The sequence below is a fragment of the Collinsella aerofaciens genome (assembly GCF_020181355.1).
Lineage (GTDB): Bacteria > Actinomycetota > Coriobacteriia > Coriobacteriales > Coriobacteriaceae > Collinsella.
Genome location: NZ_CP084004.1, coordinates 1,061,931 through 1,087,916 on the forward strand (window position 1 = coordinate 1,061,931; position 25,986 = coordinate 1,087,916).

Annotated in this window: 23 protein-coding genes and 1 tRNA gene; 20 read left to right on the forward strand and 4 right to left on the reverse strand. The window is 63.4% G+C overall.

The features are described from left to right. Positions 1 to 8 precede the first annotated feature (8 nt). A complete protein-coding gene (locus tag LCQ44_RS04590; RefSeq protein ID WP_225094192.1) occupies positions 9 to 857 on the forward strand; it encodes a hypothetical protein in 849 nt (282 codons plus the stop codon). Here LCQ44_RS04590 and LCQ44_RS04595 read toward each other — a convergent pair. Continuing rightward, complete coding sequence (locus LCQ44_RS04595; protein ID WP_225094193.1) at positions 854 to 1,927, reverse strand: hypothetical protein; 1,074 nt, start codon at positions 1,925 to 1,927, stop codon at positions 854 to 856. The genes LCQ44_RS04590 and LCQ44_RS04595 overlap by 4 nt on opposite strands. 422 nt (positions 1,928 to 2,349) lie before the next feature. Then, a complete protein-coding gene (gene pyk, locus LCQ44_RS04600; protein WP_138374409.1) occupies positions 2,350 to 3,810 on the reverse strand; it encodes a pyruvate kinase in 1,461 nt (486 codons plus the stop codon). Between the two features lie 441 nt (positions 3,811 to 4,251). Here pyk and LCQ44_RS04605 point away from each other — a divergent pair, with 441 nt between their 5' ends. After that, positions 4,252 to 6,933, forward strand: a complete 2,682-nt coding sequence (locus LCQ44_RS04605; protein WP_225094194.1) for a cation-translocating P-type ATPase — start codon at positions 4,252 to 4,254, stop codon at positions 6,931 to 6,933. 362 nt (positions 6,934 to 7,295) lie between these two features. Here the strand turns inward: LCQ44_RS04605 and LCQ44_RS04610 are convergent, their stop codons facing one another. Beyond that, positions 7,296 to 8,558, reverse strand: a complete 1,263-nt coding sequence (locus tag LCQ44_RS04610; protein WP_225093555.1) for an IS30 family transposase — start codon at positions 8,556 to 8,558, stop codon at positions 7,296 to 7,298. A gap of 467 nt (positions 8,559 to 9,025) precedes the next feature. Between LCQ44_RS04610 and rsgA the strand changes: the two genes are divergently transcribed. The 15 genes from rsgA to LCQ44_RS04685 all read left to right on the forward strand — a co-directional run bounded on the left by rsgA (position 9,026) and on the right by LCQ44_RS04685 (position 21,749). Next, the gene (gene rsgA / locus LCQ44_RS04615) at positions 9,026 to 9,979 is read left to right on the forward strand and encodes a ribosome small subunit-dependent GTPase A (protein ID WP_422110608.1); all 954 of its coding nucleotides are present in this window, start codon (positions 9,026 to 9,028) and stop codon (positions 9,977 to 9,979) included. A 277-nt stretch (positions 9,980 to 10,256) separates the two neighbouring features. Continuing rightward, positions 10,257 to 11,591: an IS256 family transposase gene (locus tag LCQ44_RS04620; RefSeq protein ID WP_089573697.1), complete on the forward strand. Its 1,335-nt coding sequence runs from the start codon at positions 10,257 to 10,259 to the stop codon at positions 11,589 to 11,591. Positions 11,592 to 11,745: 154 nt separating this feature from the next. Further along, the gene (cpaB, locus tag LCQ44_RS04625) at positions 11,746 to 12,405 is read left to right on the forward strand and encodes a Flp pilus assembly protein CpaB (protein ID WP_225094195.1); all 660 of its coding nucleotides are present in this window, start codon (positions 11,746 to 11,748) and stop codon (positions 12,403 to 12,405) included. Next, positions 12,405 to 14,054, forward strand: coding sequence for a CpaE/TadZ family protein (locus LCQ44_RS04630; RefSeq protein WP_225094196.1), 1,650 nt, complete (start codon positions 12,405 to 12,407; stop codon positions 14,052 to 14,054). The genes cpaB and LCQ44_RS04630 overlap by 1 nt, the downstream gene beginning before the upstream one ends. After that, positions 14,051 to 15,379, forward strand: a complete 1,329-nt coding sequence (locus LCQ44_RS04635; protein WP_225094197.1) for a TadA family conjugal transfer-associated ATPase — start codon at positions 14,051 to 14,053, stop codon at positions 15,377 to 15,379. The genes LCQ44_RS04630 and LCQ44_RS04635 overlap by 4 nt, the downstream gene beginning before the upstream one ends. Then, positions 15,352 to 16,278 carry a type II secretion system F family protein gene (locus LCQ44_RS04640; protein WP_225094198.1) on the forward strand — a complete coding sequence of 309 codons (927 nt, stop codon included), beginning with the start codon at positions 15,352 to 15,354 and terminating at the stop codon, positions 16,276 to 16,278. Before LCQ44_RS04635 ends, LCQ44_RS04640 begins: the two co-directional genes overlap by 28 nt. Next, positions 16,275 to 16,916 (forward strand): type II secretion system F family protein, encoded by a 642-nt coding sequence (locus LCQ44_RS04645; protein WP_225094199.1) that lies wholly within the window; start codon positions 16,275 to 16,277, stop codon positions 16,914 to 16,916. Before LCQ44_RS04640 ends, LCQ44_RS04645 begins: the two co-directional genes overlap by 4 nt. Before the next feature lie 10 nt (positions 16,917 to 16,926). Beyond that, on the forward strand, positions 16,927 to 17,160 hold the full coding sequence (locus LCQ44_RS04650) for a hypothetical protein (RefSeq protein WP_225094200.1): 234 nt from the start codon (positions 16,927 to 16,929) through the stop codon (positions 17,158 to 17,160). A gap of 164 nt (positions 17,161 to 17,324) precedes the next feature. After that, positions 17,325 to 17,687 carry a hypothetical protein gene (locus tag LCQ44_RS04655; protein WP_225094201.1) on the forward strand — a complete coding sequence of 121 codons (363 nt, stop codon included), beginning with the start codon at positions 17,325 to 17,327 and terminating at the stop codon, positions 17,685 to 17,687. Position 17,688: 1 nt separating this feature from the next. Then, complete coding sequence (locus LCQ44_RS04660; protein ID WP_225094202.1) at positions 17,689 to 17,907, forward strand: hypothetical protein; 219 nt, start codon at positions 17,689 to 17,691, stop codon at positions 17,905 to 17,907. After that, the gene (locus LCQ44_RS04665; protein WP_225094203.1) at positions 17,882 to 18,382 is read left to right on the forward strand and encodes a TadE family protein; all 501 of its coding nucleotides are present in this window, start codon (positions 17,882 to 17,884) and stop codon (positions 18,380 to 18,382) included. The genes LCQ44_RS04660 and LCQ44_RS04665 overlap by 26 nt, the downstream gene beginning before the upstream one ends. Next, positions 18,354 to 20,519, forward strand: coding sequence for a hypothetical protein (locus tag LCQ44_RS04670; protein WP_225094204.1), 2,166 nt, complete (start codon positions 18,354 to 18,356; stop codon positions 20,517 to 20,519). The genes LCQ44_RS04665 and LCQ44_RS04670 overlap by 29 nt, the downstream gene beginning before the upstream one ends. After that, the gene (locus LCQ44_RS04675) at positions 20,519 to 20,995 is read left to right on the forward strand and encodes a hypothetical protein (RefSeq protein ID WP_225094205.1); all 477 of its coding nucleotides are present in this window, start codon (positions 20,519 to 20,521) and stop codon (positions 20,993 to 20,995) included. The genes LCQ44_RS04670 and LCQ44_RS04675 overlap by 1 nt, the downstream gene beginning before the upstream one ends. After that, a complete protein-coding gene (locus LCQ44_RS04680) occupies positions 20,992 to 21,351 on the forward strand; it encodes a DUF192 domain-containing protein (RefSeq protein WP_225094206.1) in 360 nt (119 codons plus the stop codon). Before LCQ44_RS04675 ends, LCQ44_RS04680 begins: the two co-directional genes overlap by 4 nt. A gap of 110 nt (positions 21,352 to 21,461) precedes the next feature. After that, a complete protein-coding gene (locus LCQ44_RS04685) occupies positions 21,462 to 21,749 on the forward strand; it encodes a ribbon-helix-helix domain-containing protein (RefSeq protein WP_225094207.1) in 288 nt (95 codons plus the stop codon). A 278-nt stretch (positions 21,750 to 22,027) separates the two neighbouring features. Here the strand turns inward: LCQ44_RS04685 and LCQ44_RS04690 are convergent, their stop codons facing one another. After that, the gene (locus tag LCQ44_RS04690) at positions 22,028 to 23,320 is read right to left on the reverse strand and encodes an IS30 family transposase (RefSeq protein ID WP_225094208.1); all 1,293 of its coding nucleotides are present in this window, start codon (positions 23,318 to 23,320) and stop codon (positions 22,028 to 22,030) included. A 215-nt stretch (positions 23,321 to 23,535) separates the two neighbouring features. Here LCQ44_RS04690 and LCQ44_RS04695 point away from each other — a divergent pair. The 3 genes from LCQ44_RS04695 to rsmI all read left to right on the forward strand — a co-directional run bounded on the left by LCQ44_RS04695 (position 23,536) and on the right by rsmI (position 25,971). Continuing rightward, positions 23,536 to 23,608: transfer RNA gene (locus tag LCQ44_RS04695), tRNA-Phe, on the forward strand. Between the two features lie 416 nt (positions 23,609 to 24,024). Further along, entirely contained in the window at positions 24,025 to 25,086 is a 1,062-nt protein-coding gene (locus LCQ44_RS04700) for a glycoside hydrolase family 5 protein (RefSeq protein ID WP_225094209.1), read from the forward strand. 6 nt (positions 25,087 to 25,092) lie between these two features. After that, the gene (gene rsmI, locus LCQ44_RS04705; protein WP_225094210.1) at positions 25,093 to 25,971 is read left to right on the forward strand and encodes a 16S rRNA (cytidine(1402)-2'-O)-methyltransferase; all 879 of its coding nucleotides are present in this window, start codon (positions 25,093 to 25,095) and stop codon (positions 25,969 to 25,971) included. Positions 25,972 to 25,986 lie beyond the last annotated feature (15 nt).

Below are 25,986 nucleotides of genomic sequence, written 5' to 3' on the forward strand. Positions count from 1 at the left end.
GGGTGGCTATGCCAAGTTGGAACATTCATATCGCTCAGACGGAGCGTTTGCTGGAGCGCACCGGTGCACTTGCCAATAGCGTGCGCGACCGCAATGCCTTTTTGTTTGGCTGCGTGGTTCCGGATATCTTCGTGGGCTATATGGTCCCTGGCATCGCCGATCCCATCCCGTACCGCATTACGCACTTTGCAAAGCCCGAGCCTATCCCTAAGCCTCGTGAGCATGAGTTCTGGGATACCTATGTGGCACCGTTGCTTAAAAGTTCGCCCACCGGTGCGCCAGCCGCGGCTACCTCGATTGTCGAGGAGCGCGAGCGACTGAATCGCGTGCATTATCCCCAACGTTACAAGGACGCCGAGCCGGTCGCCGGTCCCGGTGCTAGCGAGCTTTCGCTCGCGCCCGATGACGTGGCGCAGTCGCTGCTCGATCTGACGCTGGGCGTTTGGTCGCATCTGGTGGCCGATACCGTATGGAATACGCGTGTGAATCAGTACCTGGAGGCGCACGGCGGCAAGCCGTGCGAGGAATTCCGCATTAAAAAGCAAGGCGACTTTGACTGGTTTGGCAAGACACTCGGCATCGTTTCGATACCGCGCGCGACCGATCGCCTGTATACTGCGGTGACTCGTTTTGGTCAGTATCCCATCCATAAGGAGTATGTGCTCAAGACCATCGGCGTTATGCACGAGATTGTACGCGAAAACCCCGGCGAGTCCGATCATCCGCCGTATCGCCTGCTAACCGAGGAGTTTTTCGATACAACGTTTACCGAGGTCATCGAGCTAACCGAGGCGGGATTTGCGGCTCGCGTCGAATCGCCCGATATGCCTGCGCTTCCCCTGATTGCTAGCTGCTAGCTGGCCGGCTTGGCGGTGAATAGCTCAACCCAATTGACAAGTAGCTCTTGCCGCAGGGTGACTTCGGCGGCGCGCTCCTGTTTGGTCTTTGGGGTGTAGGAAAGTCCAGCCTTTTTATGGATGAGCTCGGCTATGTGGTCGAAGCTCTTCTTATCCTTAATCTGGCCAAAGGTAATTTGGATGACGTCGTAGCCCATGCTTGTGAGCGCGGTGGCGCGCTCGGCATCGGAGAGGCTCGCGGCTTCGCTGTCGTGGGCGGAGCGGCCTTGGCATTCAAGGATGACACCCATGCTGTCGGTGGCGCTTTCGATGAGGATATCGGCGTAGCAGCAGGTTTTGTCATACAGCGAGCGCGCGGCGTCGCTGAGTGGGATGCGCACGTTGTTTGCGATGTTGATGCCCATGCCGCCCTCGTCGCGGGGGAGCGAGATAAGCATGGAGGTCTGTACTTCGAAGGGCGAGGCGGTCTGTCCTGTCATGCGTTCGGCGGCCCAGCGGAGCTGCTTAACACCGCGCAGGCCTGCGGCCTGCTTGGCGAACGCGGCGATATCCGCTGCGGAAAGAAGCGGCGTGCGCTTCCACAGGTTGGTATCCTTGCCGTTGACGTCGATAACCCGCTCCCAGCCGCAGTTGGGTGGAATGAGCTTAAGCGAAATAGCTTCATCAAGTTGCCGTTGCGCTCGTTTGCAGGGTGTATACACAGCAAACGAGCTGCACATCTCATAACACGCCATAAGCAGCTGGTTGCGTGAGACCTGCGTAGCAAGGTTGAGCAGTGTGAACTCGGGCGATGTGACATCAAACCCATGCTCGGTTTGCCTAAACGACCCGGGAGGCGGCTCTTGGGTCAGGAGGTGCGATTTAAACAGGCTTCGCGACCCGGATTGTGCCCGAGTGAATACAATCCTGTGAAGCGGTGCGTGAAGCAGGTCTTTTACAACTGCATGACTTCCGAGGCCGCAACATCTGCGATCCATATTGCCAAGGCTAATGGCAGGGTAAAGGCCTAATATCTGTGGCGGGATACGGTGATAGTAAAAAGCGGATTGACCGCATAGCGTCAGGTCCATGACGTCCTCCTGGTCGAAATATGCTTTTGGACCGTGCGATGCCAGTGTCAATTCGGAAGTATGCGGCAAAATCTAAACCTTGTGAGCAGACCTGGCTTTTGAGGCTAGTTTATCAGGCATTTTGTTGCGAAAAAACGGGGTGTGCTCGGAGGTATCAGAATTTGCCGCATACTTCCGAAAAGCAGGTCAATCCGGCTCTTGCTAAAACGATTTAGCAGCGTCGGTTAAGGTGTGGGTTTGCCACCGGGCGAACACTTTTAGCGCTTGGGACTTTATTCATTGGGTCTCGAAGGGTGGATTTCGCGCTTTTGGTAAAGAAATGAGTGTGTGTTTTGCCGTGCGCCGGCATTGGCACAGAAAAAGGGCCCGGAAGGCTTCGCCTTCCGGGCCCTTTGCGATGCAAGTGTGCTTGCAAGTACGACTTAGCGCACCTGAGCGACGTAAGCGACGTTGGTCGAGGAGACCTTGTCCTCGAGCTGGACGCTCATGCGGGGATCGCCAGCGGTGGCGACGGTCAGGTCGCCGGCCTCGACGTAGCCGAGCTCCTTAGCGGTCTCGATCGCCTTGACGATCGTGCCGTTGACGGTGCCCTGGGTAATCTCGGCCTGGTGCGGGATAACGCCCCAGTACATGATCATCTGCTGGACGGCCCACTCGTGGCGGGAGAACGCGCAGATCGGCATGTTGGGACGGAAGTGCGAGATCAGGCGAGCAGTACGGCCGGTGGTCGTCGGCACGGTGATGCACTTGGCGCCAACGGTGGTGGCCATGTTCACAGCGGACATACCCACAACGTTGTTGACGACGCGGGTGCCGTGAGCGTCAGCCGGAACCTCGAGCGGAGCGTGGGCCGGGAGGTACTTCTCGGTCTCGAGAGCAATGCTGGCCTGCATCTTGACGGCCTCGACCGGGTACTTACCGGCAGCGGACTCGCCAGAGAGCATAACGGCGTCGGTGCCGTCGTAAATGGCGTTAGCAACGTCGGCAACCTCGGCGCGCGTCGGGCGCGGGTTTTGCTGCATGGAGTCGAGCATCTGCGTAGCGGTGATAACGGGCTTGTAGGCCGCGTTGCACTTGGCGATGATCTCCTTCTGGATGTGCGGAACGAGCTCGGGCTTGATCTCGATGCCCAGGTCGCCACGGGCGACCATGATGCCGTCGGAAGCCTCGAGGATCTCGTCGAAGTTCTCGACGCCCAGGGCGCACTCGATCTTCGGGAAGATCGTCACGTGCTCGCCACCGTTCTCGCGGCAAAGCTCGCGGATGCCGCGGACGGACTCGCCGTCACGGATGAAGGAAGCGGCGATGTAGTCGATGTTCTCGGTCAGGCCAAAGAGGATGTCCTGACGATCGCGCTCGGTGATAGCGGGCAACGAGATGTTGACGTTGGGCATGTTGACGCCCTTGCGCTCGCCGATCAGGCCGTCGTTCTTAACGACACAGGTCATGTCCTGGCCGTCGACGGACTCGACCTCGAGGGCAACCAGGCCGTCGTCGATTAGGATAAGGGAGCCCTTCTCGACCTCGGAGGGCAGAGCCAGGTAGTCGAGGGAGATGTGCTCAGAGGTGCCGTGGAAATCCTCGGTCGTGGGCTGAGCGGTGACGACGATCTTGTCGCCGGTCTTGACGGCAACCTTCTTGCCGTCGACCAGAAGGCCGGTGCGGACCTCGGGGCCCTTGGTGTCGAGCAGGATGCCGACGGGCATACCGAGCTCCTTGGAAATACGACGGACGCGCTCGATGCGACCGTGGTGCTCGTCGTAGGAGCCGTGCGAGAAGTTAAAACGGGCGACGTTCATGCCCGCCTTGATCATCTCGCGGATGGTCTCGTCGCTATCGCAGGCGGGACCCATGGTGCATACAATCTTGGTGCGCTTGTACATTCAGACCTCCATCTGACATCGTCTTGCGCTGATAGATAAACCATAAGAAATAAAACCGAGTTGATTATAACGAAATGGCGTCCGAATACCCCAAAAAATCGACCGTATGCCGAATTAGAAGTTCATTTTTTGCGGAAAAACGGTATATGCAAAAACTTTACCAACCGTTCTAACCGCTGCTATCTGGGCGATATTTCAATTTGATGATGCGCCGAAGAAAAAACGTTTTATCAGTATTGAGCATCACACGGTCTGCACCGTTGCTTATGGACCATATTTCCAAATGGATTGTTTTGGCTAGACGCGTCGCTTTGGGGTACCATAGCTCCACTATCAACTGCCGCTCAGCACGGCAGCCTTGATGAGCCCTTGCCCTTCTCCTGGGAATTATGATCGGGCATCAATCTGCTGAGTGGCCCGAATCCCAGGAGGGGACTCTATATGCAAAAGGAATACCTGTCCGCCGCGGCCGAGGTGCTCAGCGACCAAGGTGTCGATGAGAACCTCGGCCTGAGCAACGACGAGGCGTCGTCGCGCCTCGCCAAGACAGGCCCTAACAAGCTTGAGGAAGCCGAGAAGACGCCGCTGTGGAAGCGCTTCTTTGAGCAGATGGCCGACCCTATGGTCATCATGCTGATCGTTGCCGCCGTTATCAGCGCGCTCACGGGCATGGTCAAGGGCGAGCCCGATTTTGCCGATGTCGCCATTATCATGTTCGTCGTTATCGTCAACTCGGTGCTGGGCGTGGTCCAGGAAGCCAAGAGCGAGGAGGCTCTCGAGGCCCTGCAGGAGATGAGCGCGGCGCAGTCCAAGGTGCTGCGCGACGGCAAGCTCGTGCACCTGCCGAGCGCCGAGCTCGTCCCCGGCGACGTGATCATGCTCGAGGCGGGCGACTCCGTCCCGGCCGACTGCCGCGTACTCGAGAGCGCCACGATGAAGATCGAAGAGGCCGCACTGACCGGCGAGTCCGTGCCGGTCGAGAAGCACGCCAACGTGATCGAGCTCGCCGCTGGCACCGACGACGTGCCGCTCGGTGACCGTAAGAACATGTGCTACATGGGCTCCACTGTGGTGTACGGTCGCGGTCGCGCCGTCGTGGTCGGCACCGGTATGAACACCGAGATGGGCAAGATTGCCGGCGCCCTGGCCGAGGCCAAGGAAGAGCTCACGCCGCTGCAGGTGAAGCTCGCCGAGCTCAGCCGCATCCTTACCATCATGGTTATCGTCATCTGCGTCGTCATCTTTGGCGTCGACATCATCCGTCACGGCGTGGGCAACGTTCTCACCGACCCGACTGCCCTGCTCGACACCTTTATGGTCGCCGTTTCGCTCGCCGTCGCTGCCATCCCCGAGGGCCTGGTCGCCGTCGTGACCATCGTGCTGTCGCTTGGCGTGACCAAGATGGCCAAGCGCCAGGCAATCATCCGCAAGCTCTCTGCCGTCGAGACCCTCGGCTGCACACAGACCATCTGCTCCGACAAGACCGGCACCCTTACCCAAAACAAGATGACCGTCGTCAAGCACGAGCTCGCTGCGCCCAAGGAGAAGTTCTTGGCCGGCATGGCGCTGTGCTCCGATGCCCAGTGGGACGAGGAGCTGGGCGAGGCCGTGGGCGAGCCGACCGAGTGTGCACTCGTCAATGATGCCGGCAAGGCTGGTCTTACTGGCCTGACTGCCGAGCACCCGCGCGTGGGCGAGGCCCCGTTCGACTCGGGCCGCAAGATGATGTCCGTGGTCGTCGAGACCCTGGACGGCGAGTACGAGCAGTACACCAAGGGCGCGCCCGACGTGGTAATCGGCCTGTGCACCCATATCTACGAGGGCGATAAGGTCGTTCCGCTGACTGAGGAGCGCCGCGCCGAGCTCGTGGCAGCCAACAAGGCCATGGCCGACGAGGCCCTGCGCGTGCTGGCGCTGGCGAGCCGCACCTACGCTGAGGTTCCCGCCGACTGCAGCCCCGCTGCGCTCGAGCATGACCTGGTCTTCTGCGGCCTGTCCGGCATGATCGACCCGGTCCGTCCCGAGGTGGCCGATGCTATCCGCGAGGCGCACGATGCCGGTATCCGCACCGTCATGATCACGGGCGACCACATCGACACCGCCGTGGCCATCGCCAAGCAGCTGGGCATCGTCGCCGATCGCAGCCAGGCTATCACCGGTGCCGACCTCGACCGCATGAGCGACGAGGAACTCGATGCACACATCGAGGATTACGGCGTGTACGCCCGCGTCCAGCCCGAGCACAAGACCCGCATCGTCGAGGCTTGGAAGTCGCGCGACCAGATCGTCGCCATGACGGGCGACGGCGTCAACGACGCCCCGTCCATCAAGCGCGCCGACATCGGCGTGGGTATGGGCATCACTGGCACCGACGTTACCAAGAACGTCGCCGACATGGTACTTGCCGACGATAACTTCGCCACCATCATCGGTGCCTGCGAAGAGGGCCGTCGTATCTACGACAACATCCGCAAGGTCATCCAGTTCCTGCTTTCGGCTAACCTTGCCGAGGTGTTCTCGGTGTTCATTGCCACGCTTATCGGTTTTACCATCTTCCAGCCGGTGCAGCTGCTGTGGGTGAACCTGGTCACCGACTGCTTCCCCGCGCTCGCGCTGGGCATGGAGGACGCCGAGGGCGACATCATGAAGCGCAAGCCGCGCAACGCCAAGGACGGCGTCTTTGCCGGTCACATGGGCCTGGACTGCGTGGTCCAGGGCCTGATCATCACCGTGCTGGTGCTGGCGAGCTTCTTTGTGGGCGTGTACTTTGACATGGGCTACATCCACATCGCCGATATGATCGCCGGCAATGCCGACGAGGAAGGCGTGATGATGGCCTTCATCACGCTCAACATGGTCGAGATCTTCCACTGCTTCAATATGCGCAGCCGTCGTGCGTCGCTGTTTAGCATGAAGAAGCAGAACAAGTGGCTTTGGGCTTCGGCCGCGCTGGCGCTGGTGCTGACGGTGGTCGTAACCGTACAGCCGACGCTTGCCGAGATGTTCTTTGGCCCTGTGACGCTTGAGCTTAAGGGTGTTGTTGCCGCGCTGGGCCTGGCCTTCCTGATCATCCCGCTGATGGAGATCTACAAGGCGATCATGCGCGCGGTCGAGAAGGAGTAAGCTAACCTGTCCGGGCCCGCCCCTGCGTGTTTTCTTCTTCGCTGGTCCTCGCGCTTCGCGCTGCGGGATCGCTCAGAAGAAAACACTCCCGGGGCGGGCCCTCGGATAACCTCTCGGGACCATTGGCTAAGGGAAAGGGTTGATTTTCAATCTCAACGCAACAGCCTGAACGGGCCCCGCGTTTCCGCAGCTAGCGCAACGCGGAAATAGCCCCCGGCACCTGCTCGTCGCCTCGTTTCCGCAGGTGGAGAGGCTGTGGAGGCCGGTGCCCCCATGCCGCCGCCGCATGCTCCGCCAGCCCGCCGCGCAGCCGTTCCGGACTCAGCGCAACGGGCCCTCCGGCCCATGTCCCGGCCCGCCGCCTATCCCGCCAGCGGCCCCTCGCCCCTCGCGGCCCTGGCCCTGTCGATGCAGCCGGGCGTGAGGTCGAGCTCGCCGGGCGCCAGCTCCTCTATCCCGAACGCGTCCATGAGGGCGGAGGCGTCCTCCCCGAGGGCCGCCCGCAGCACGCGCGCCGGCGTCAGGAACCCGAGCGCCCCCCTCGGCTCGGAGTTCACCTGCGACATGAGCAGCGCGCAGTCCGCCGCCGTCAGCCGGTCGAACCTGGCCCCTGCGCCCTTGGGCAGCAGCTTCCTGATCTCCACGTGGTTCTTCTCGCACGCGCCCTTCTGCTGGCTCTGCCGGGGGTCGCAGTAGAAGAGCCTGGTCTCGCCGTCCCGCTCGCCGAACAGCGCCGCGATGGCGCCCTCGTCGGCGAACTCGCTCCCGTTGTCGGTGAGCACGGCGCCGAAGGCGCGCCTCGCGCCGTCCTCGCCGAGGACCCCGCGCAGGGAGGAGAGCGCCGCCAGGACCGAGGCGCACGTGCCGTCCGGCAGCGGCAGGGCCAGCTGGAAGCGGCTCGGGCGGTGCAGGAGCGTGAGGAGCCTGGCGGAGTCGCCCCTGGGGCCCTCGACGGTGTCCATCTCCCAGGCCGCGGCGCAGGCGTCCTCGCCGAGCGCGAGGAACGACGCGTGCGACCTGCGCGCCGAGTGGGACGTCGCCCTCTTCGGGGCCCGGCGCGACCTCGGCCTGTAGCCGACCTTGCGCCTGAGCTCCATGTTCGTCATGCCGTCGTAGCCGGCGTCCACCCACCTGTAGACGGTGGAGGCGCTGAGCCCGGGGGTCGTCGCCGCTATCTGCTGCGGGGAGAGCCCGCGCGCGAGCCCGTCCCTGATGGCCGCTAGCTTGGCGGCGGCGCCCTCCTCGGTCTCGTCGATCCCGGACCTGCTCGCCGAGAGCTCGGCGTCGGCCGCCTCCTGCGCCCTCCTGGCGCTGTAGAACACCCTGGGCCTCCTCGAGCAGCCGTAGCCCCTCCTGTGCGAGCAGCCGTTGCAGCACCTCGGCCACGCGGAGAGCCTGGGGCAGGCCCCCGACAGGTCCGCGGGCGCGGGCTCGCCGTAGCGCGAGCGCGGCGCGGTGACGTAGCGGTGCGCCGCCACCTCCCTGGTCACGGTCGACGGCGACCTGCCGAGCTCCGCGGCGATCTCGCGGGCGCTGCGGTTGCGGTCGAGCATCCTCTCGACCGTGTTCCTCTCGTGCCTCGTGAGCCTCCCGTACGACCTTCCGGACGGCTTGGGTCTGGACATGCCGGCCTCCCTCCATCGCGGGCCGGGGGATTCCGGCCCCTCTGGGGTTGCCTACCCGGATTCGCGCCTCAGGACTCAGCGCAACGCGTTGCGCTGAGTCCTGAGGCTGTTGCAATGAAAATGAGAATCAAGGGGCTAAGGGAAAGTATGTGAGCTGGTCGAGCGTTTGCTCGACCAGCTCTTTTTTGTGGGTAAAATACCTGCTCAGTTGTGATTTGTGGTGCTGGGAGGCGCTTGTGGGCAAGGCGAAGGCTAAGGCGAAGAAAAAGACGACGGGGGCGCGGGCTAAGCGCGATCGTCGTCGGAAGCTTGCGACCGAAGCTCCCGCGTCTGCCGAGGAGCTGCTGGCAAGCGTGCCGGGACTCGATGCGCTGCAGGATGTTCCGGCGTTCGATGACCTGCCGGTCGATGCGGCTCAGCAGGCTGCATTTGACGACTTTTGCGCACAGGCCGAGGAGCCCGAGCAGATGCAGCTCGGTGCCGTGGTGCGCCTGGACCGCGGGTTTCCGCTGGTAGCAACTGACGATGACACGTTCCGCGCCGAGCACGCCGTAGGGTTTGCCAAGTCGCGTGGCGAGGACGAGGTCTTGCTGCCCGCTGTGGGCGACCGCGTGGCGGTCCGCCGTGCTCCCGGGCACGACATGGGCGTGATCGAGTGCGTATTGCCGCGCCGTACGAGCTTTGAGCGTTGGCGCGGCCGTGCCCGCGGTGAGCGCCAGGTGCTCTGCTCCAACGTTGACAGCGTGCTGATTGTGCAGGCGCTCGGTGCCGGCGAGGTACTGCTCGATCGCGTGGCGCGCTCACTGGTATTGGCGCTCGATTGCGATGCCGAGCCGGTGGTGGTGCTCACCAAGGCCGACCGCTGCGAGGCCGATGAGCTCGAGCGCGATCTGGACCGCGTGCGCCGTCTGGTGGGTCCGGACGTGCGCGTGATCGTGACGTCTTCTGCCGAGGGCCTCGGCCTGGACGAGGTGCGCGCCTGCGTGCCGGCTGGGAGCTGTGCCATGATCTTGGGCGAGTCGGGCGCCGGCAAGTCGACGCTGCTCAATGCGCTGCTGGGCCACGATGCTCTGGCTACTGGCGGCGTGCGCGAGCGTGATGACCAAGGTCGCCACACCACGGTTGCGCGCGTGATGGTGGCGCTGCCGGGCGACGCCGGCGTGATCGCCGATGCCCCGGGCCTGCGCAGCCTGCCGCTTGTGGGACATGAGCGGGGTCTGGCGCGTGCCTTCCCCGAGATCGTCGAGGCGTCGCGTGCGTGCCGGTTTGGCGATTGCACGCACACTCACGAGCCGGGTTGCGCCGTTCGCGAGGCCGAAGATGCCGGACAGATCGACAGCCTGCGTCTGGAGACGTTCCAAAACCTGGCGTCATCCATGCGCGTGAGTGCCCAAATGCTCGATCCCGATGTCCATCTGTAATTGAACTTTCCTATGACAGCCGTCTCCTAACTGCTTGGGAGGCGGCTTTTTTGCTGCCAAAGCGCCTCGAAAAATGCGTTTTGCCGACGTTCTGACCAAAACCTTGCCACGAGCTTGACGGGCTGGTCAGCTTTTGGTCAGCAATTGGTTTGACACGTAAAACCAAGGTAGCGCGCAGAGATGTGGTGTAAGAGGCGGGGCATGCCCCGCCTCCGCCCTTTCTTGAAAGGGAGGGGACACCGCCTAGAATTCGTCGTTGGAGTAATGAAGGTGACGAATGGAAGGAAAGGCGATGCCCCAAGAAGAGAGTGTACTGCGCCTCGGCCGCGACGAGGCCCTCGAGGCGGCGAGGCTTTGGCAGGAGTGCGGCGACGCGCGCGAGTTCGCGTGCAGGGTGCTGGGCAGCGTGATGAACGCGCTGATGGACTCCGAGGCCCAGCAGATGTGCGGCGCGAGCCGCAACGAGCGCAGCGACGGCAGGGAGAACAGCCGCAACGGCTACCGCCCCAGGTCGCTCAAGACCGCCGTGGGCGACGTGGAGCTCGAGATACCCAAGCTCAGGCACGGCACCTACTACCCCGAGGGCATGCTCGCGCGATGGTCGCGCGTCGACACCTCGGTGGCCGCCATCGTGCAGGAGATGTACGTATGCGGCGTGTCCACCCGCAAGGTCGAGCGCGTGGCGTCCAAGCTGGGCATATCCTCGCTGTCGAGCTCGGAGGTCTCGAGCCTCTGCTCCGACCTCGACGCCGAGGTGGCGGAGTTCCGCCGCCGCGACCTGTCGGGCACGCCGTGCTGCTACCTGTGGCTCGACGCCACCTACATGAGCTGCAGGGTCGGCTCGTCGGTCGTCTCGCAGGGCGTCGTGACCGCGATCGGGCTGGGCGCCGACGGGCGCAAGCACTTCCTGGGCTGCGACGTGGTCGACACCGAGAGCGAGGACTCCTGGGCGGCATTCCTCGGCGGGCTGCGCGAGCGCGGGCTGGCCGGCGTTCGCCTCGTGGTCTCCGACAGCCACGCCGGGCTCGTGGCCGCCGTCTCGCGCCTGTTCCAGGGCTGCGCCTGGCAGCGCTGCGTGACGCACCTGCAGCGCAACCTCCAGAGCGCCTGCTCGGGCAGGCCCGAGGACTCCAAGGCGGCCGTCAGGGACCTCGTGCACGCCGCGGTCTACCAGGACGACCCCGACCTCGCGCGCTGCGTGTGGGCCGAGGCGGCGCCCTGGGTGGCGTCGGTGTCCGCCAGGGCCGGCGAGGTCTTCGAGCAGGCCGAGGACTCCGCGCTGGCGTTCACGGCCTTCCCCAGGGCGCACTGGGCCAAGCTCCGCACCAACAACGTCCAGGAGCGCGCCAACCGCGAGATCAAGCGCCGCTACAGGGTCGTGCAGTCCTTCCCCTCGAGGGAGTCGATGCTGCGCCTGACGTGCGCGAGCCTCATGGAGACCGAGGGACAGTGGTCCCAGCAGCGCGTGTTCTCCGAGGCCTCGGCCGCCGAGGGCTTCGCCGAGCCCGCGGACAGGCCGGCCCCGACAGAGGGGAGGCGCCGCGCGCTCGGGCGGCGCGCCAGGGAGATAGTGGACGAGATAGTCGAGAGGCGCGGTCTCAAGAAGGAGTAATATCGGGACTTGCAGCGACGGACCTCAGGACGCTCTTACACCACGTCTGCGCGCGCCACCAAAACCAAGATCGCGATTGCGCCGCTTTGCGCCCTGGTCGCCCAGACAATGGTGGTACGGGCATTTGCCCGGTGCTACCTTGAGAGGAGCGGCCGTGAACAAGAGCAAGCGCATCGCCATCAGTCTGGTCGCGGGCGTGCTTGCCGCGGCGCTCTGCATGGTCTACGGCTCGTCGATCCGCTCGCAAGCCGAGCGGGCCCAGGCCGAGACGTTGGCAAAATACGGCGGCGACCGCGTTGAGGTGTGCGTCGCGGCGCGCGATATCGATGCGGGCGAGACCCTCGACGAGACTAATGTCATAACTCAGGAATGGCTGGCGAGTCAGTTGCCGCGTGATGCGGCGACCGAGCTGCGTCAGGTGCGCGGCGACGTGACGACCTCGCGCATTCCTAAAAACGCCGTGATTTGCAATGTCTACACCAAGGCCGAGAGCCACAAGCTCGAGGTGCCTAAAGGCAAGGTTGCCGTTTCGGTGGCGGTCGATGCCGAGCACTCGGTCGGCGGCGCTACGGGCGTGGGCAGCTATGTGGACGTGTACGTGCAAAAAGATGGCGTGACCGATCGTTTGTGCGGCGCGTACGTGATCGATACCAGCGAAGATGCCGGCACCACGCGTGAAGGCAAGATCGAGTGGGTGACGCTGGCGGCAGACCCCGAAGACGTCAAGGAATTGCTGGGAGCCTCGGGAAAGGGAACGGTCAGCTTGACGATTCCCGCCACGGCGCGCGGCAAAAAGAGCGGAGGCGACGAGTGATGAAGGCGATCTGGCTTGCGTGCTGCGCGTGCGGTGATTACGGGCTGCTACAGCAGGAAGTCGAGGGCCGCGATGTGGGCGCGCAGGTACTTCGCGTGGGCGACCTGGACGGGCTGGTATCCATGGCGCGGGCGTTTCCGTCGCGCCGCGGTGCCGCCATCATCGCGGCGTCTCTGTTCGATACCGAAGACGTGCGGAAGACCGTTGCACGCCTGACGGCCGAGGGCCGTGTGAGTCGCGTCGTCGTGTTGATCGAGACGCTCGACCCGTCGGATATCGAAGGGCTGTTTCGCGCGGGGGCGACCGAGGTCATCGCTGCGCACAGCTTGTGCGGCAACGGGCTCGCGGGCGAGGGAACGGTTGATTCCGATCGGCGCATGACGATTGAGCCCGATGCTTTTGTTGATAGGGAACCCGGGGCGCCTCGCGCTACAAGAGGCCCGCGTGTTGATGAATATGGAAAAGCGGAAGCCGAGCATGGTCGGCGCCCCCGGGACCCCCTTGCATACGATGACGCTGGAAGGCCGGTACCGTATGGCGATGACGTTCTGGCTGAAGATATGGGATACGTGCACGGCGTAAATCTGGCCGATGAACTCGACGAGATCGAGGGTTTTGCCGGGGCTGGCGAGCCGTGTGCCGCTGCGTCTTTGGCTTCGGAGCCGCAGCCCGGGCAGCCTGCCATGCCGGCTTGGGCTCAGCGCGTGACCGCGGCGGGGGAGACGGGGATGTTATCGCCCGCGTTCGTGTCGCCGGTTCCTGCACCGTCAGCCCCCGCGCCGTCGGCGGACGCTTCGATTCCGTCGCGTCGGGCGCCGGTCGTCTGCGCCGTCTCGGGTTCGGGCGGTTGCGGCAAGTCGACGATCGTTGCCACCATGGCGCATGCGGCATCGCTGTTGGGTTTGCGTGCCGCTGTGCTCGACTTGGACCTCATGTTTGGAAACCTATACGATTTGCTGGGTGTCGATGCCCCGCACGATATGGCGACGCTTGTCGAGCCGTCGGCGGCGGGCGCACTTGCCGAGCCGGATATCGTGGCCGCATCGATGCGCGTCGCCCCGGGCGTCACGCTCTGGGGACCTGTCGCGGCCCCCGAGAAGGCCGAGCTCATGGCACGTCCGGTGGAGCTATTGCTCGATGTTTTGCGTCGCGAATCCGACGTGGTCTTTGTCGACACCTCGGTCTTTTGGGGTGATGCCGTGGCCGCCGCGGTGGCGGCGAGCGACCGTTGCCTGGTCGTAGGCGATGCGGCGGTATCGTCCGCGACATCCACTTCGCGCGTCATTGAGCTGGCGAGCCGTGTTGGCGTGCCACGCACGCGCATGAGCGCCGTGTTCAACCGGTTTGGTGCGCGCGGTGCCGACGAGGACGTCGCCATGCGCTTCGAGATCGCCTGCGCACTGAGCTCCAAGATCCGCATTGCCGATGGCGGTCAGGACTTGGTCGCGCTCATGGCATTCGGTCGTGCCGACGAGGCAGTGGGTCAGACGAGTGCTTTTGCGACCAGCGTGCGCGAGGCCACGCGCGAGATGCTCGTGGAGCTGGGCTGCGCCGTCGGTCCCTGGAGCGATATGGTCGCCGACCGCGCGACCCGCACCGAGCGCCCGCGCATCCGTCTTCCCTGGTCGCGTGAGGGTGATTCGCGATGAGTCTGCAGACGAGGATTAAAGCCGCCGGCGCGGCCGCCGCGGCTGCCCCCGTTGATGCGGGACGCCGCCGTGCCGTTAAACGCCGCACCAAGCGTGCGGTGATGGACCGCATGGGCTACGACGAGGTGGCGCGCATCAGTGCCTACGTCGACCCGGCCCTTGCCCGCTCTGAGCTACGTCCGGCGGTGGAAGCGGCGCTCAACGTGGAAGAGTCGACCGACTTGGCGACGCCTGAGCGTGAGACCATCATTGACGAGATTCTAGATGACGTGGTGGGCCTGGGACCGCTGCAGCCGCTCATCGAGGACGACACCGTTACCGAAATCATGATCAACGGCTGTCGCTCTGCCTTTTTTGAGCGCAGTGGCGTTTTGTATCCCATCGAGCACGCGTTTGAGGACGACGAGCAGATCCGTGTGCTCATCGACCGCATCATCTCGCCGCTCGGCCGTCGTATTGACGAGCGTAGCCCCATCGTCAACGCCCGCCTCAAGACGGGTTATCGCGTCAACGCGGTGATTCCACCCGTGGCGATTGACGGGCCAATCCTCACCATTCGTAAGTTCTCGGACCGTATCTGTTCGTTGGACGAGCTTGTGGGGTTGGGGTCACTGCCGCTTTGGTATGCGCAGCTGCTGTCGTGCGCGGTGTCGTTGCGGCAGGACTTGGCGGTTGCAGGAGGCACGGGGTCGGGCAAGACCACGCTGCTCAACGCACTGTCGTGCGAGATTTCCACCGGCGAGCGCATCGTGACGATCGAGGATTCCGCCGAGCTCAAGTTTGCACATCACCCACACGTTGTCCGTCTGGAGGCGCGTGAGGCGTCAATCGAGGGCGAGGGTGCGGTGACGATTCGTGACCTGGTGACCAATGCTCTGCGTATGCGCCCCGACCGCATTGTCGTGGGCGAGGTGCGCGGTGCCGAGTGCTGCGACATGCTGCAGGCCATGAACACGGGCCACGACGGCTCGCTCACCACGCTCCATGCGGGTACCGAGCAGGAGACCGTGGTTCGCCTGACGCTGCTTGCGCGCTACGGCATCGATTTGCCGAGTGAGCTTATCGAAGAGCAGATCGCCATGGCGCTCGACGGCATCGTGATGTCCGAGCGTCATGCAGATGGTAGGCGCTTTGTCGCCTCATATTCGGGGGTTCGCCGCGGCGCGTCGGGCGGTGTTGAGCTCGAACGCTACGTGACTTTTGATGCCGCCGAACGCACCTGGACGCTCGACCGCGAGCCGCCGTTTATTGCGGAGGGCTTGCGGTCGGGAACGCTCACGCAAGAGGAGGTGGACGAATGGAGATCGCTATGCCCCTCGTCGTAGGGGGTTTGGCGGGGCTTTCCGTCGCGACGGCGTGTGGGGCAGAGCCTCGTGTGCCGCGGATGCCGCCGGCGGAGCTGGTGCGCCAGACGCTCGAATCGATGGCGGAGAAGCTGCCGCGTGAGTTGGTGGAAAACGACCTGCTGACAAAGATTGCCCGCTCGTGGGCGTCGCTGATCCCCGCAGATCGCCTTGGGTTTGCTATTGAGGATAACGCGGCTCGTCTGGCATTTCTGCTGCTGTCGAGCGGTATCTGCAGCGTTTTGCTGGCCGTTGCGTCGTTGTCGCCCATCGGCTTTGTCTTGGGGCTGGTGGCGCCGTTTGGCGTGGGTGCCGCGCGTGACACCTTCGATCGCCGACGCGAGCAGCATGATGTAGAAGAGGCCATGCCCGAGGCATTCACGGCGTTATCCATGTCGCTTGCCTCGGGGCATTCGCTGGCACAGGGCATGCGCTTTGTGGGCGCCCATGCGCAAGAACCGGTGCATACCGAGTTTTTGCGGGTGGCGGCGGCAATCGATTGCGGCATCTCGGCGACCGACGCACTCGATGACCTACTCGTTCGCATCGATGCCCCCGGCCTTTCGCTTGTCACCTTGGCGCTCAAAGTATCGCAGCGTACCGGGGCTCCACTTGCTGGCTTGCTGTCCGAGGCGTCGAGCATGGTGGGTGAGCGCATTGAGCTCAAACGCCGTCTGGACGTTAAGACGTCACAGGCGCGTATGTCGGCACACATGGTCGCGGCGATGCCGGCGGGCATGTGCGCGGTGCTGGCTTTGCTTTCGGCAGACTTTCGTCGCGGTCTTGCGACGCCGGCTGGTGCGGGCGCCGTGGTACTGGGACTTGCCCTCAACGTCGTTGCCCTGGTAGTTATCCGGCGCATTATGCGGGTGGAGCTATGAGCGCCCTGGTCGGGGCCGCGGCTTGTCTGTGTGCCCTGAGTGTATTTGCCGCGACAGGTTTGGAGCGTGCGGATGCTTGCAAGATTGCAGAGACGTGCAAGCGTGAAGCGGTACTGGTCATTGCTGCGGGCTACTCGGTGATTGATACCCTGACTGCGCGAATGAAGGGCGCGATTGGGGCGGGCGGCCCGGCGCGGGTGTCGCTCGGTGAGGTGTCCGAGATGATCGACGTGGTGCGCCTGGGTCTTTCTGCCGGCCTTTCGTTTGACGCGGCGCTCGAGATTTTCTGTGCCAATCGTCGGTCGGTGCTGGCCGTTCGTCTTGAACGAGCTTGCATGGCGTGGCAGGTGGGCGTGGGGACGCGCGAGGCCGAGCTGTTGGCTGCCGCGCGTGATTTGGACGTGAGGGCGCTCGAGACCTTTGCCATCACGGTGGGGCAGGCGCTTGCGCTGGGCGCCCCGCTGGCCGAGACGCTGGCTGCTCAAAGTCGCGAGATCCGTGCGGCCCATCGCGCCGCAGTCGAGCGCGAGATCGAGCGCGCGCCGGTCAAGTTGCTGATTCCCACCGGCACGCTCATCTTGCCGGCGTTGCTTCTGTCCATATTGGGCCCGCTGCTGGGAGCAGGCGGGATGATGTAGGGAGGAATACATGAACACGATGACCGACATTGCGGGCAAGGCTTGGAGCTGGGCATTTTGCCGGGCAATCCGCGCTCGCCAGCGTGCCAAGGCGCTGTTGCGGGAGGAGAACGCGCAGGGCACTACCGAATACGCCATCTTGGTCGGTGTGCTCGTAGTGATCGCGATTATCGCCATCGTCGCGTTTAAGAGCAAAGTCGAAGAACTATGGAACGCGATCAAAGACGGCATCAACAGCCTGTAGGAGGCAGGCGGCCTGTTGGTTCGCCGCTGGTGCTCGTCTGTTTGCTCGTGGCAATAGCGGTGACGCTTTGGGGGCTGGGTGTTGCGCGACAGCAGCGTCCAGGCGCTACTGCCGATTTGGGATCGGGTTCGGCGGCGGTGTCACAAGCAGAAGGCGCGGGAGATATGGGCGGTCAGAATGCCGCCGTCACGGCTCGTACCTTTTTGCAGGCGCTCGACGAGCGGGCCGCCAGCGCGACGGAGCCGTCTGCAGACAACGCGATCGCGGTTCGACTCGCATGGTCCGAGGACCGGCCGATGACCGAGGCGGCGGCAGACCTGTTGCGCGCCTACCGTGAGGTGCCCACGGCCCAGCTCGCCCTGAGCGGCTATCTCGATATTAAGGGCAACGTATGGGGCGCCATCGTGCGCGATGGGAGAGGCTGGGTCGACATGGTGACGGTTGCCGCGGATGCCGGCGATGCCTCGTGCCGCCTGCGTGCCGTGCGTCTGGTTCCGCAAACAACGGAGTCAAAGGAGGGGTCGTGAAATGCATGGTGTCCTGTGTGAGGAATCTGCTCAGTCGACCGTCGAATACGCCATCGTCACCGTGGCGCTGTTATCGATTGTGCTGGCGATTGCGGGGCTTTGGCGCGCTGGCACCGATGGGCGCTTGGCGGCACTGGTCGAGCGGGCAGCGTCTCATGGCGTCGCCCCATCGTCGGTTATCGATGCCGCGACGGGTGCCAAGGACATCGCTCTGTATTGATATCGCGTGCGAGGATCGGGCGCAATCTACGGTCGAGGCCGCCTTTTTGCTGCCGACGTTTTTGACACTTATCTTGCTCGCGTTGCAGCCGGTGTGCCTGCTCTATACGCGTGCGGTCATGGAGTCTGCCGCCGCCGAGACCGCGCGGCTTATGACCACGACGACGGTGGAGGACGACGATGACCTTAAGGAGTTCACTCGCCGCAGACTTGCCGCGGTGCCCAACGTCTCGATTTTTCATGCCGGCGGGCCGCTGTCGTGGGATATCGAGTTGGGGCGGGCCGGTGCCGGTGGCGTTTCGTCCGTGTCTGTTGCCGGCGAGGTTAAGCCGCTGCCCGTGATCGGTGCATTTGTGCAGGCCATGGGCAGTGCGGGTGAGGGCGGCTATGTCGAGCTCAAGGTCGACGTCTCGTATCGATCGCGTCCCGAATGGCTGGAGGGAGATTATGATTCATGGATTGCTGCATGGGATTAGGCGCTGCCTGCTGCGGGTGACGCAAGGGTTTGCGGCTCGCCGTCGACCAGGCGCTCGCCGCAAGCGGGGCGGCTTTATGGGCCGTGCCGGTATCGACTTGTTTATCGAAGACGGGGCCTATACCACGCTCTCCTCTGCGGTTGTCATTCTGGCGGTGCTTACGCTGCTGTTTTCGTCGACCGCGGCGATATGGAGCATGTCGCGCGCCGGAGATACCCAGGTGGCGGCCGATAGCGGTGCACTGGCGGGCGCCAACGTGGTGTCGTCCTATCACACGGCCGCCACGGTGGTGGATGCGAGCATTTTGAGTTTGGGCCTGGCGGGGTTTGCCACGATCGGCACCGGCTTGGTTGCCATTCTTATTCCGGGCGCCGAGGTTGTCGGCAGCGATATCATCGATACGGGAACCCAGATCATTAAAACACGTAACAAGTTTGCCAAAAGTGCGGCAAAGGGCCTGCAAAAGATTGAGACCGCCTTGCCGTACCTGGTTGCCGCGCGTGCCATGCAGGCAGTATCGGCGCAGGATACCGACGGTGTGACCTATACCGGTACGGCGCTTGCCGTGCCCAGGACATCCGAGTCGGATTTTGTTGCGCTCGAAGGATCCGAAATCTCGACCGATGCCATTAAAGATGCGTCGGAAGATCTGGAGCGCGCGGCCGAGGAGCTACAAAAAGCATCGGAGGAGACGGCGAAGGCCAAAGAGCGTGCCTGGCTAGCGGATTGCGGTGGATCGGATAAAGGTTCGGTCGGCAGCTGTTCGTGTATGTGGGAGCGCGCAAAAAGCCTAACGGATCTCTCCGGTGTTCAAAATCCGCATTACTCATCGAGCGTTACGTGGGAGCCTCAAGTTGCCCTTGATCGCGCGAAGGACTACTACCATTGGCGTCTGACAAATGAGAAGCCCCAAGGCTCGAGTGTCGAGATGAAGGCCGAGTCTGCGGCGCGTAAGGCGTTTTATACCTATGCGAGCGCGGAGGTCGATCGGGCATATATAACCGAGAACGGAGACAGGGTTTCCTCCTATATTCCGCTGCTGCCGCGTAACTCTGATGAGGTTCGGGCGACGGAACTCTATACCGACGCGGTGTGGCCGACGAGCGTGAACGATGGCAAGGCGTATCTGCATTACGGGACGACCTGTCCTAACTATAAGAAAGGAACGCCGAGCGGATTTGCTTCGGTTGCCGATTACGATGGGCAGGATAAATGCAGCAAATGCCATTTTGGCGTTTCGTCGCTTGGTGCTGTTGCGGCGCCTTCAACCTCTATCGAAAACGGCTTCGAGTATCACTTTGACAAGTTTAAAGACGCCCTGGAGGACTACGTCGACTGTCGCAACAAGGAACTCGAACTCGAGCGTCAGACCGAGGACGAAGCCGACCGTGCGGGCGATGCGTTCGATACCGCCATCAAAGAACTTTCCGGTGAGCGTCCGCGCATCGCCCCGCCCGGTCGCAACGGCGTGGTCGCCTTTGCGGTCTCGGGCGCCATCTCCAGTCCCGACGAGCTCAACTCTTCGTTTAGCACAGCAGTCGAGCTTGGCGATCGTGGTGCAATTTCTGCTGCAGTACTCGCACCCGATGATGCGACGGCACAAAATAACGTTCTCTCGCGGTTTTTCTCGACGCTGGAGGAGCGTTCGGGCGGCGTTGCCGGCGTGCTCGACGGTGTTATGGATGTTTGGGGCCGCCTGCTTGTGGGGTACGGAGACATCCAGGGTGCGGCCGACGAGCTTATGGGAGAGCTGATCGGTGGCTTGGGAGGGGGTAGCGGCGCGTTGGGCTCCATCGCGTCCTGGCTCGGTGACACCGTCTCGTCCTCCGTGGCGGCGCTGGGGCTCGAACCGTGCGATTTGCGTCTGCGAAAACCGGTGCTGACCGATACCGCCAATGTCATCAAAAGTCCGGGGTCCGATATCGCAGGCATCTCCAAAACTCAAGATACCCTGCGAAAAATCCCCTTGGGCGTGACTGACCCCAAGGCACTTTGCGAGGCCTTGGAATATCACGTCGAGCGCACCATCAGCAGCGCGGTGTTCACGCTTGCGGAGATCCCGCTGCCCGGTGGCCGCTCCATCCCGCTCACTGTCGATGTTGCCACGCTGGTGGGAGCTTTTGGCGGTGGGTCGTAATGGGCATTCGCGCGGGCTTGCGCGAGGAGCGTGCCCAGGCGACGGTCGAGATGGCCGTGGTCACGCCTGTCCTGCTCGTGCTGGCTCTCGTCGCGTACAACGTCATGATCTTTGCAGGCGCGGTCGCGCGCTTCGACCGCGTGGTGCCCGACATCGTGCTTGCGCACGCTGTGGCGCCGGGCGGGGAGGGTGACGAGAGCTCCATTGACGCTTCCGCGACCGTTCAAGCTCAGATTCAGGATGCCATGGAGGGATATGACCTACAGGTCGAGGTCTCGAGCGAGCAAGGCACGGCGTCATCGGATGGTAGTCTGCTCTCTCTTTCTGGCACGTTTAGGACCTATACCTGCACCATGCACTACGAGCCGTGGCCGAGTTTGCTGAGCATCGCCGGCGTTTCCCTGGGGGCGCCGGCCGTGCTCACGCATGAACGTGCGGTGACGGTCGATCCATGGCGTCCGGGGGTGGTCATGTGACCGCGGTCTCGTCCTATATCGCCTACGCGCGGGCGCTCAACAGGTTGGGTTGGACGCCGGCCGAGTTTGTGGTGGCGGAGTCGTTTACCGTGCGTCTGCGCGGCATGCTGGGACGGCGGCCAATTGCCGCCAGCGGACTGCCGCTTGTCATGGCGTTTCCGCGCTGTTCCTCGGTTCACACCTGCTTTATGGCCTATCCCATCGACATTGCCTTTATCGATCGCAGCGGCAATGTCCTCGCATGCTACGAAAACGTACGCCCTTGGCGTATGTGTTCCTGTCCCGGTGCCTGGGCGGCACTCGAACGCCCTTCACTCATTGTTTCGCCCCCTGTTCTCCAACGCGTGCCGGCATAAGAATTGGCGACAGTGGACTTTCGTCATACGAAATTGGGTAAGATGGGGGAGGAAATGCATGGATGTCGAGATTCATCCCAACGCCAAAAAGCACCTGACGGAAGGGGTCGATGATGGGCAAGACATATACGACCGCTAGTGGTCAGGTTGTAACGGATGAAATGATTGACGCGTGGTGTGAGTCGTACGAGCGCGGAGAGTTTCCGGATGGCGAACACACCGTTGGCGGAATCGTGCATGGACGGCCTCCACTCTCAGGTGAGGGAACGGCAACGCTATCGGTCAAGATTCCTCTGGGAATGAAGGAGGCTATTCGTCGACGGGCGGCTGCCGAGGGGATGACGCCAAGTGAGTTTGCCCGTGCGGCCCTGAGTGAAAAACTTCTTGCGGCCGGTTGATGCTTCTGACGTGCCGTTCTATAGGAGCGAGATCGTGGCCGATGTCGCGCTGGTTGATTTCCGATCTCAGCCGAACACATTGAGCAAATAGGCCATTCCCGCAGTTAGCTGAACGCCCCCGCGGCCCCTCCTGGGGTCCGGGGGCGCCGTTTTCCCAGTTGAAGGAACGGTGGAGATGTGTTTCGATGGGTCCGGTGGCCATGCTCCGCCCTCCGCCCGGCACCTCTTCCCAGACTCAGCCGGACGGCCGGTCCGTCTATTCCGTTTTTTCCTTCAGGCTAGGACAGCGGGGCATCGCCCCTCTCTGCGCGCGCCCGCCCTATCAGTCCCGGCGTCAGGTCGAGCTCGCCGAGCGGCACGTCCTCCACGCCGTAGGCGTCCAGCAGCGCCGCCGCGTCGTCCCCGAGCATCGCCCTGAAGGCGCGGGCGGGCGTCGTGAAGCCGAGCGCGCCGCGGGGCTCGGAGTTCACGTGCGACATGACCAGCGCCAGGTCGGCCGGGGAGAGCCGGTCGAACCTGATTCCGGCGCCCTTGGGCAGCAGCTTCCTTATCTCGACGTGGTTGCGCTCGCAGGCGCCCTTCTGGTCGCTTCGCCCGGGGTCGCAGTAGAACAGCCTCGTCTCGCCCGGCCCCTCGCCGAGCAGCGCCGCGATCGCCGCCTCGTCGGAGAACTCGGCGCCGTTGTCGGTGAGCACGGCGCGGAAGACCCTGCCCATGCCGTCGGCGCCGAGGACCTCCCTGATATCGCCCAGGGCGTCCGCGACGCACCCGGCGGTCTTCTCCTCCAGCGGCAGCGCGAGCTGGAGCCTGCTGGGGCGGTGCAGCAGCGTGAGCAGGCAGGCGGAGTCCTCCCGCGCGCCCTCGACCGTGTCCATCTCCCAGGCCGCGGCGCACGCGTCCTCCCCGAGGGCGAGGAACGCGGCATGCGACCTGCGGGCGGAGTGGCGCGTGGCCGCCCGGCCGGCGGCGCTCTTCCTCGGCCTGTAGCCGACCTTGCGCCTGAGCTCCATGTTGGTCATGCCGTCGTAGCCCGCCGAGACCCAGCGGTAGATGGTCGACGGCGACAGGTCCACCGGGCCGCCGTTGCGCGCCGCCATCTGCTCGGGCGAGAGCCCCCGGCGCAGGCAGTCCCTTATCGCCTCCAGCCTGGCCGCCGCGGCGGGCTCGTCGGCGTCTATCCCGCGCCTGGACGAGACGAGGACCGAGTCGGCGCACAGCTGCGCGGCCCGGGCCTCGTAGAAGACGTGGGGGCGGCGCTTGCAGCCGATCGCGCGGTACCGGCCGCAGCCGTTGCAGCATCGCGGCCACGCGGCCAGGCGCGGGCAGGCCGCCGACAGGTCGGCGGAGGCGTCCACGCGCTCGCCGCGCCTGGACTTCGGCGCCGTCACGAACCTGTGCGACGCCACCTCGGCGCTCACCGTCGAGGGCGACCTGCCCAGCTCCCTCGCGATCTCCCTGCACGAGGCCCCGCGCTCCAGCATCCTCTGGACCGTGTCCCGCTCGTGCCTCGTGAGCCTTCCGTAGGCCCTCGGGACCGCCCTCGCGGAGCCCCTATTCTTCTTTCCGGACATGCCGTCCTCCGATCTCCCGGGGCCGGCCGGTCCGGCCCTCAGGGTATCGGGTTCCCACATTCATCCGCACATGTGCGGATGAATGTGGGAAGTGTTCGGATGAAGTTGATAATCAAGGCCGATGTCGCGCTCAAAAACTTTTTTAAAATTCTCGGTTGACCGGAGCGCGTCCTTGGTTATACTAATCTAGCCTTGAAACAAGGCACTCCTCAAATGGCTGGGTAGCTCAGTTGGTAGAGCAGAGGACTGAAAATCCTCGTGTCAGGGGTTCGATTCCCTTCCCCGCCACCTTGAATTGACTAGGGCCTCTGCAAAGGGGTCCTTTTCTTTTATTGAGGGCTCTGCGGAAATTGCGTCCCGGAATTTGGCTTCAGAGTGGGATGCGTTTTCCGCTTTGAGGCCGCTTGGGAAAGCGCGACCCGGAATCCGGCGTCAGAATGGGATGTGCTTTCCTTTTGCGGTCTTTGGCGGAAACTGCGTCCCAGATCCCGCGCTCAGAACGGGATGCGCTTTTCGGCCGCCTACTTCCGGCGCATATGTACATCTCGGCGCGCCATCTCGGGCCCGCCCAGATATTCCTCCCGCTTTTGCGCCACTTTACAGACCGTTCGGTCGTCTGTCCGCACGCGCGGGTATACTCAAAACGATACTTTTCCTATGCAATACGATGCAGGTTCGGCCTGCGCGATTCGAAGGGGGCCGTGATGGAGAGGATTCTCGGCGTTAATCTCTCTGGCTGGTTTATTCCCGAGCCCTGGGTGACCCCGTCGCTCTATGCAGCGACCGGAGCATCCAATGCAGCCGAGCTGCAGGAGGCCATGGGCACCGCTGCCTATAACGAGCGCATGCGTCGCCATTACGAGACGTTTGTGAGTGAGGACGATTTTCGTCGTATGGCGCAGATCGGTCTCAACGCCGTGCGCCTGCCGGTGCCGTGGTATGCCTTTGGTTCGCAGGAGTCTGACGCTTCCTACATCTCGGTCGTCGATTATATCGACCGTGCTATTGAGTGGGCCGCCAAGTACAACATCCGCGTACTGCTCGATCTGGCGACTGTACCCGGTGGCCAGGGAGATTCCAACGATTCGCCCACGACGCCGGAGGCTGTTGCCGAGTGGCATTCGTCCACCAACGGCCGTCACGTTGCGCTCGATGTGCTCGAGCGCCTGGCCGATCGCTATGGTGAGGCCGAGAGCCTGCTGGGCATCGAGCTGTTGGATACGCCGCAGATGAGCGTACGCAAGAGCCTCTTTACCATGACGGACGGTATTCCGGCGCACTACCTGCGCAACTTCTATCGCGATGCGTACGAGCTCGTTCGTTCGTATATGCCCGAGGACAAGATTGTCGTCTTTTCCTCTTCGGGACACCCTGGCGAGTGGAAGCACTTTATGCGCGGCGCCAAGTATAGGAACGTCTACATGGACCTTCACCTGTACCATTACCGCGACGAGTATGCGCTCGACATCACGAGCCCCCGCGGTCTGACGACGGCGATTTCGCGCAACAAGCGTGAGCTCAAAGAGGCGGCCGCAACTGGGTTCCCCGTGCTGGTGGGTGAATGGTCGGGTGCGGCGATCTTTGCCAACTCGTCGGTTACGCCCGAGGGCCGCAATGCCTACGAGCGCGTGTTTATCGCCAACCAGCTGGCATCGTTTGCGCCGGCTGCCGGTTGGTTCTTCCAAACGTGGAAGACCGAGAAGCGTATTGCAGCATGGGACGCCCGCGCGGCACTCGGCACGCTCGAGCGCGGCATGATTGAATAGGTTGATATGACGCAAAACAGCGCCCGCACGGGCAAACTTTATGTGGTCGGTACGCCCATCGGTAACCTGGGCGACTTGTCTCCGCGCGTCGGCGAGGCATTTGCCGCCGCCGATGCCATCTGCTGCGAAGACACGCGTGTGACCTCAAAGTTGCTGATGCACCTAGGCATCTCCAAGCCGCTCGTTCGTTGCGACGAGAACGTGATCGCAAGTCGCGCAGCCGGCCTGGTCGACCGCCTGCTGGCGGGGGAGACCCTCGCCTTTGCCTCGGACGCCGGTATGCCGAGTGTGTCTGATCCCGGCCAGGCTTTGGTTGAGGCGGCGCGCGAGGCGGATGTGCCTGTCGAGGTTATTCCCGGCCCCTCTGCTTGCGTCACGGCGCTCGTATCGTCCGGTATTCCCTGCGAGCATTTCTTCTTCGAAGGCTTTTTGGGTCGCAAGCACGGCGACCGCGTGCGCCGACTGCAGCGCCTTGCCGTCGTCCCCGGCGCGCTCATCTTCTACGAGTCTCCACATCGCATCGTCGCGACGCTCGAGGCCGTGGCCGAGGTCTTTCCCCAGCGCGATGTCGCCGTCTGCCGCGAGCTCACCAAACTGCACGAGGAAGTCTTGCGTGGATCCGCCGCCCAGCTAACCGAGGAGCTGCGCGCCCGTGGCGAGGTAAAGGGTGAGATTGCGCTGGTCATCGCGCCGCCGAGCGAGGATGAGGATGCCGGCATTGCGCCGGTTGGAGCCGCAGCGGTAGACCCCGACGAAGCCCTGCGCGAGGACATTCGCACCGCGCTCGAGGAGGGGGAGCCCGCCTCCGCGGTGGCAAAGCGCCTGTCACAGAAGTACTCGCGCCGCAAGCGCGATGTCTATGCCATGGTGCTCGATATGCAATAGATGGAGGATATCCAG

What these genes read in the sequence shown, in the direction of transcription:
- LCQ44_RS04675 (WP_225094205.1), top strand. Translation starts at nt 20,519, where the DNA reads ATGGGCATTCGCGCGGGCTTGCGCGAGGAGCGTGCCCAGGCGACGGTC.
- LCQ44_RS04685 (WP_225094207.1), top strand. Translation starts at nt 21,462, where the DNA reads ATGATGGGCAAGACATATACGACCGCTAGTGGTCAGGTTGTAACGGAT.
- LCQ44_RS04660 (WP_225094202.1), top strand. Translation starts at nt 17,689, where the DNA reads ATGCATGGTGTCCTGTGTGAGGAATCTGCTCAGTCGACCGTCGAATAC.
- LCQ44_RS04645 (WP_225094199.1), top strand. Translation starts at nt 16,275, where the DNA reads ATGAGCGCCCTGGTCGGGGCCGCGGCTTGTCTGTGTGCCCTGAGTGTA.
- rsmI (WP_225094210.1), top strand. Translation starts at nt 25,093, where the DNA reads ATGACGCAAAACAGCGCCCGCACGGGCAAACTTTATGTGGTCGGTACG.
- LCQ44_RS04635 (WP_225094197.1), top strand. Translation starts at nt 14,051, where the DNA reads ATGAGTCTGCAGACGAGGATTAAAGCCGCCGGCGCGGCCGCCGCGGCT.
- LCQ44_RS04670 (WP_225094204.1), top strand. Translation starts at nt 18,354, where the DNA reads ATGATTCATGGATTGCTGCATGGGATTAGGCGCTGCCTGCTGCGGGTG.
- LCQ44_RS04590 (WP_225094192.1), top strand. Translation starts at nt 9, where the DNA reads ATGCCAAGTTGGAACATTCATATCGCTCAGACGGAGCGTTTGCTGGAG.
- LCQ44_RS04620 (WP_089573697.1), top strand. Translation starts at nt 10,257, where the DNA reads ATGGAAGGAAAGGCGATGCCCCAAGAAGAGAGTGTACTGCGCCTCGGC.
- LCQ44_RS04605 (WP_225094194.1), top strand. Translation starts at nt 4,252, where the DNA reads ATGCAAAAGGAATACCTGTCCGCCGCGGCCGAGGTGCTCAGCGACCAA.
- LCQ44_RS04700 (WP_225094209.1), top strand. Translation starts at nt 24,025, where the DNA reads ATGGAGAGGATTCTCGGCGTTAATCTCTCTGGCTGGTTTATTCCCGAG.
- LCQ44_RS04630 (WP_225094196.1), top strand. Translation starts at nt 12,405, where the DNA reads ATGAAGGCGATCTGGCTTGCGTGCTGCGCGTGCGGTGATTACGGGCTG.
- LCQ44_RS04655 (WP_225094201.1), top strand. Translation starts at nt 17,325, where the DNA reads ATGGGCGGTCAGAATGCCGCCGTCACGGCTCGTACCTTTTTGCAGGCG.
- LCQ44_RS04650 (WP_225094200.1), top strand. Translation starts at nt 16,927, where the DNA reads ATGAACACGATGACCGACATTGCGGGCAAGGCTTGGAGCTGGGCATTT.
- LCQ44_RS04595 (WP_225094193.1), bottom strand. Translation starts at nt 1,927, where the DNA reads ATGGACCTGACGCTATGCGGTCAATCCGCTTTTTACTATCACCGTATC.
- LCQ44_RS04690 (WP_225094208.1), bottom strand. Translation starts at nt 23,320, where the DNA reads ATGTCCGGAAAGAAGAATAGGGGCTCCGCGAGGGCGGTCCCGAGGGCC.
- LCQ44_RS04640 (WP_225094198.1), top strand. Translation starts at nt 15,352, where the DNA reads ATGGAGATCGCTATGCCCCTCGTCGTAGGGGGTTTGGCGGGGCTTTCC.
- rsgA (WP_422110608.1), top strand. Translation starts at nt 9,026, where the DNA reads ATGCAGCTCGGTGCCGTGGTGCGCCTGGACCGCGGGTTTCCGCTGGTA.
- LCQ44_RS04610 (WP_225093555.1), bottom strand. Translation starts at nt 8,558, where the DNA reads ATGTCCAGACCCAAGCCGTCCGGAAGGTCGTACGGGAGGCTCACGAGG.
- pyk (WP_138374409.1), bottom strand. Translation starts at nt 3,810, where the DNA reads ATGTACAAGCGCACCAAGATTGTATGCACCATGGGTCCCGCCTGCGAT.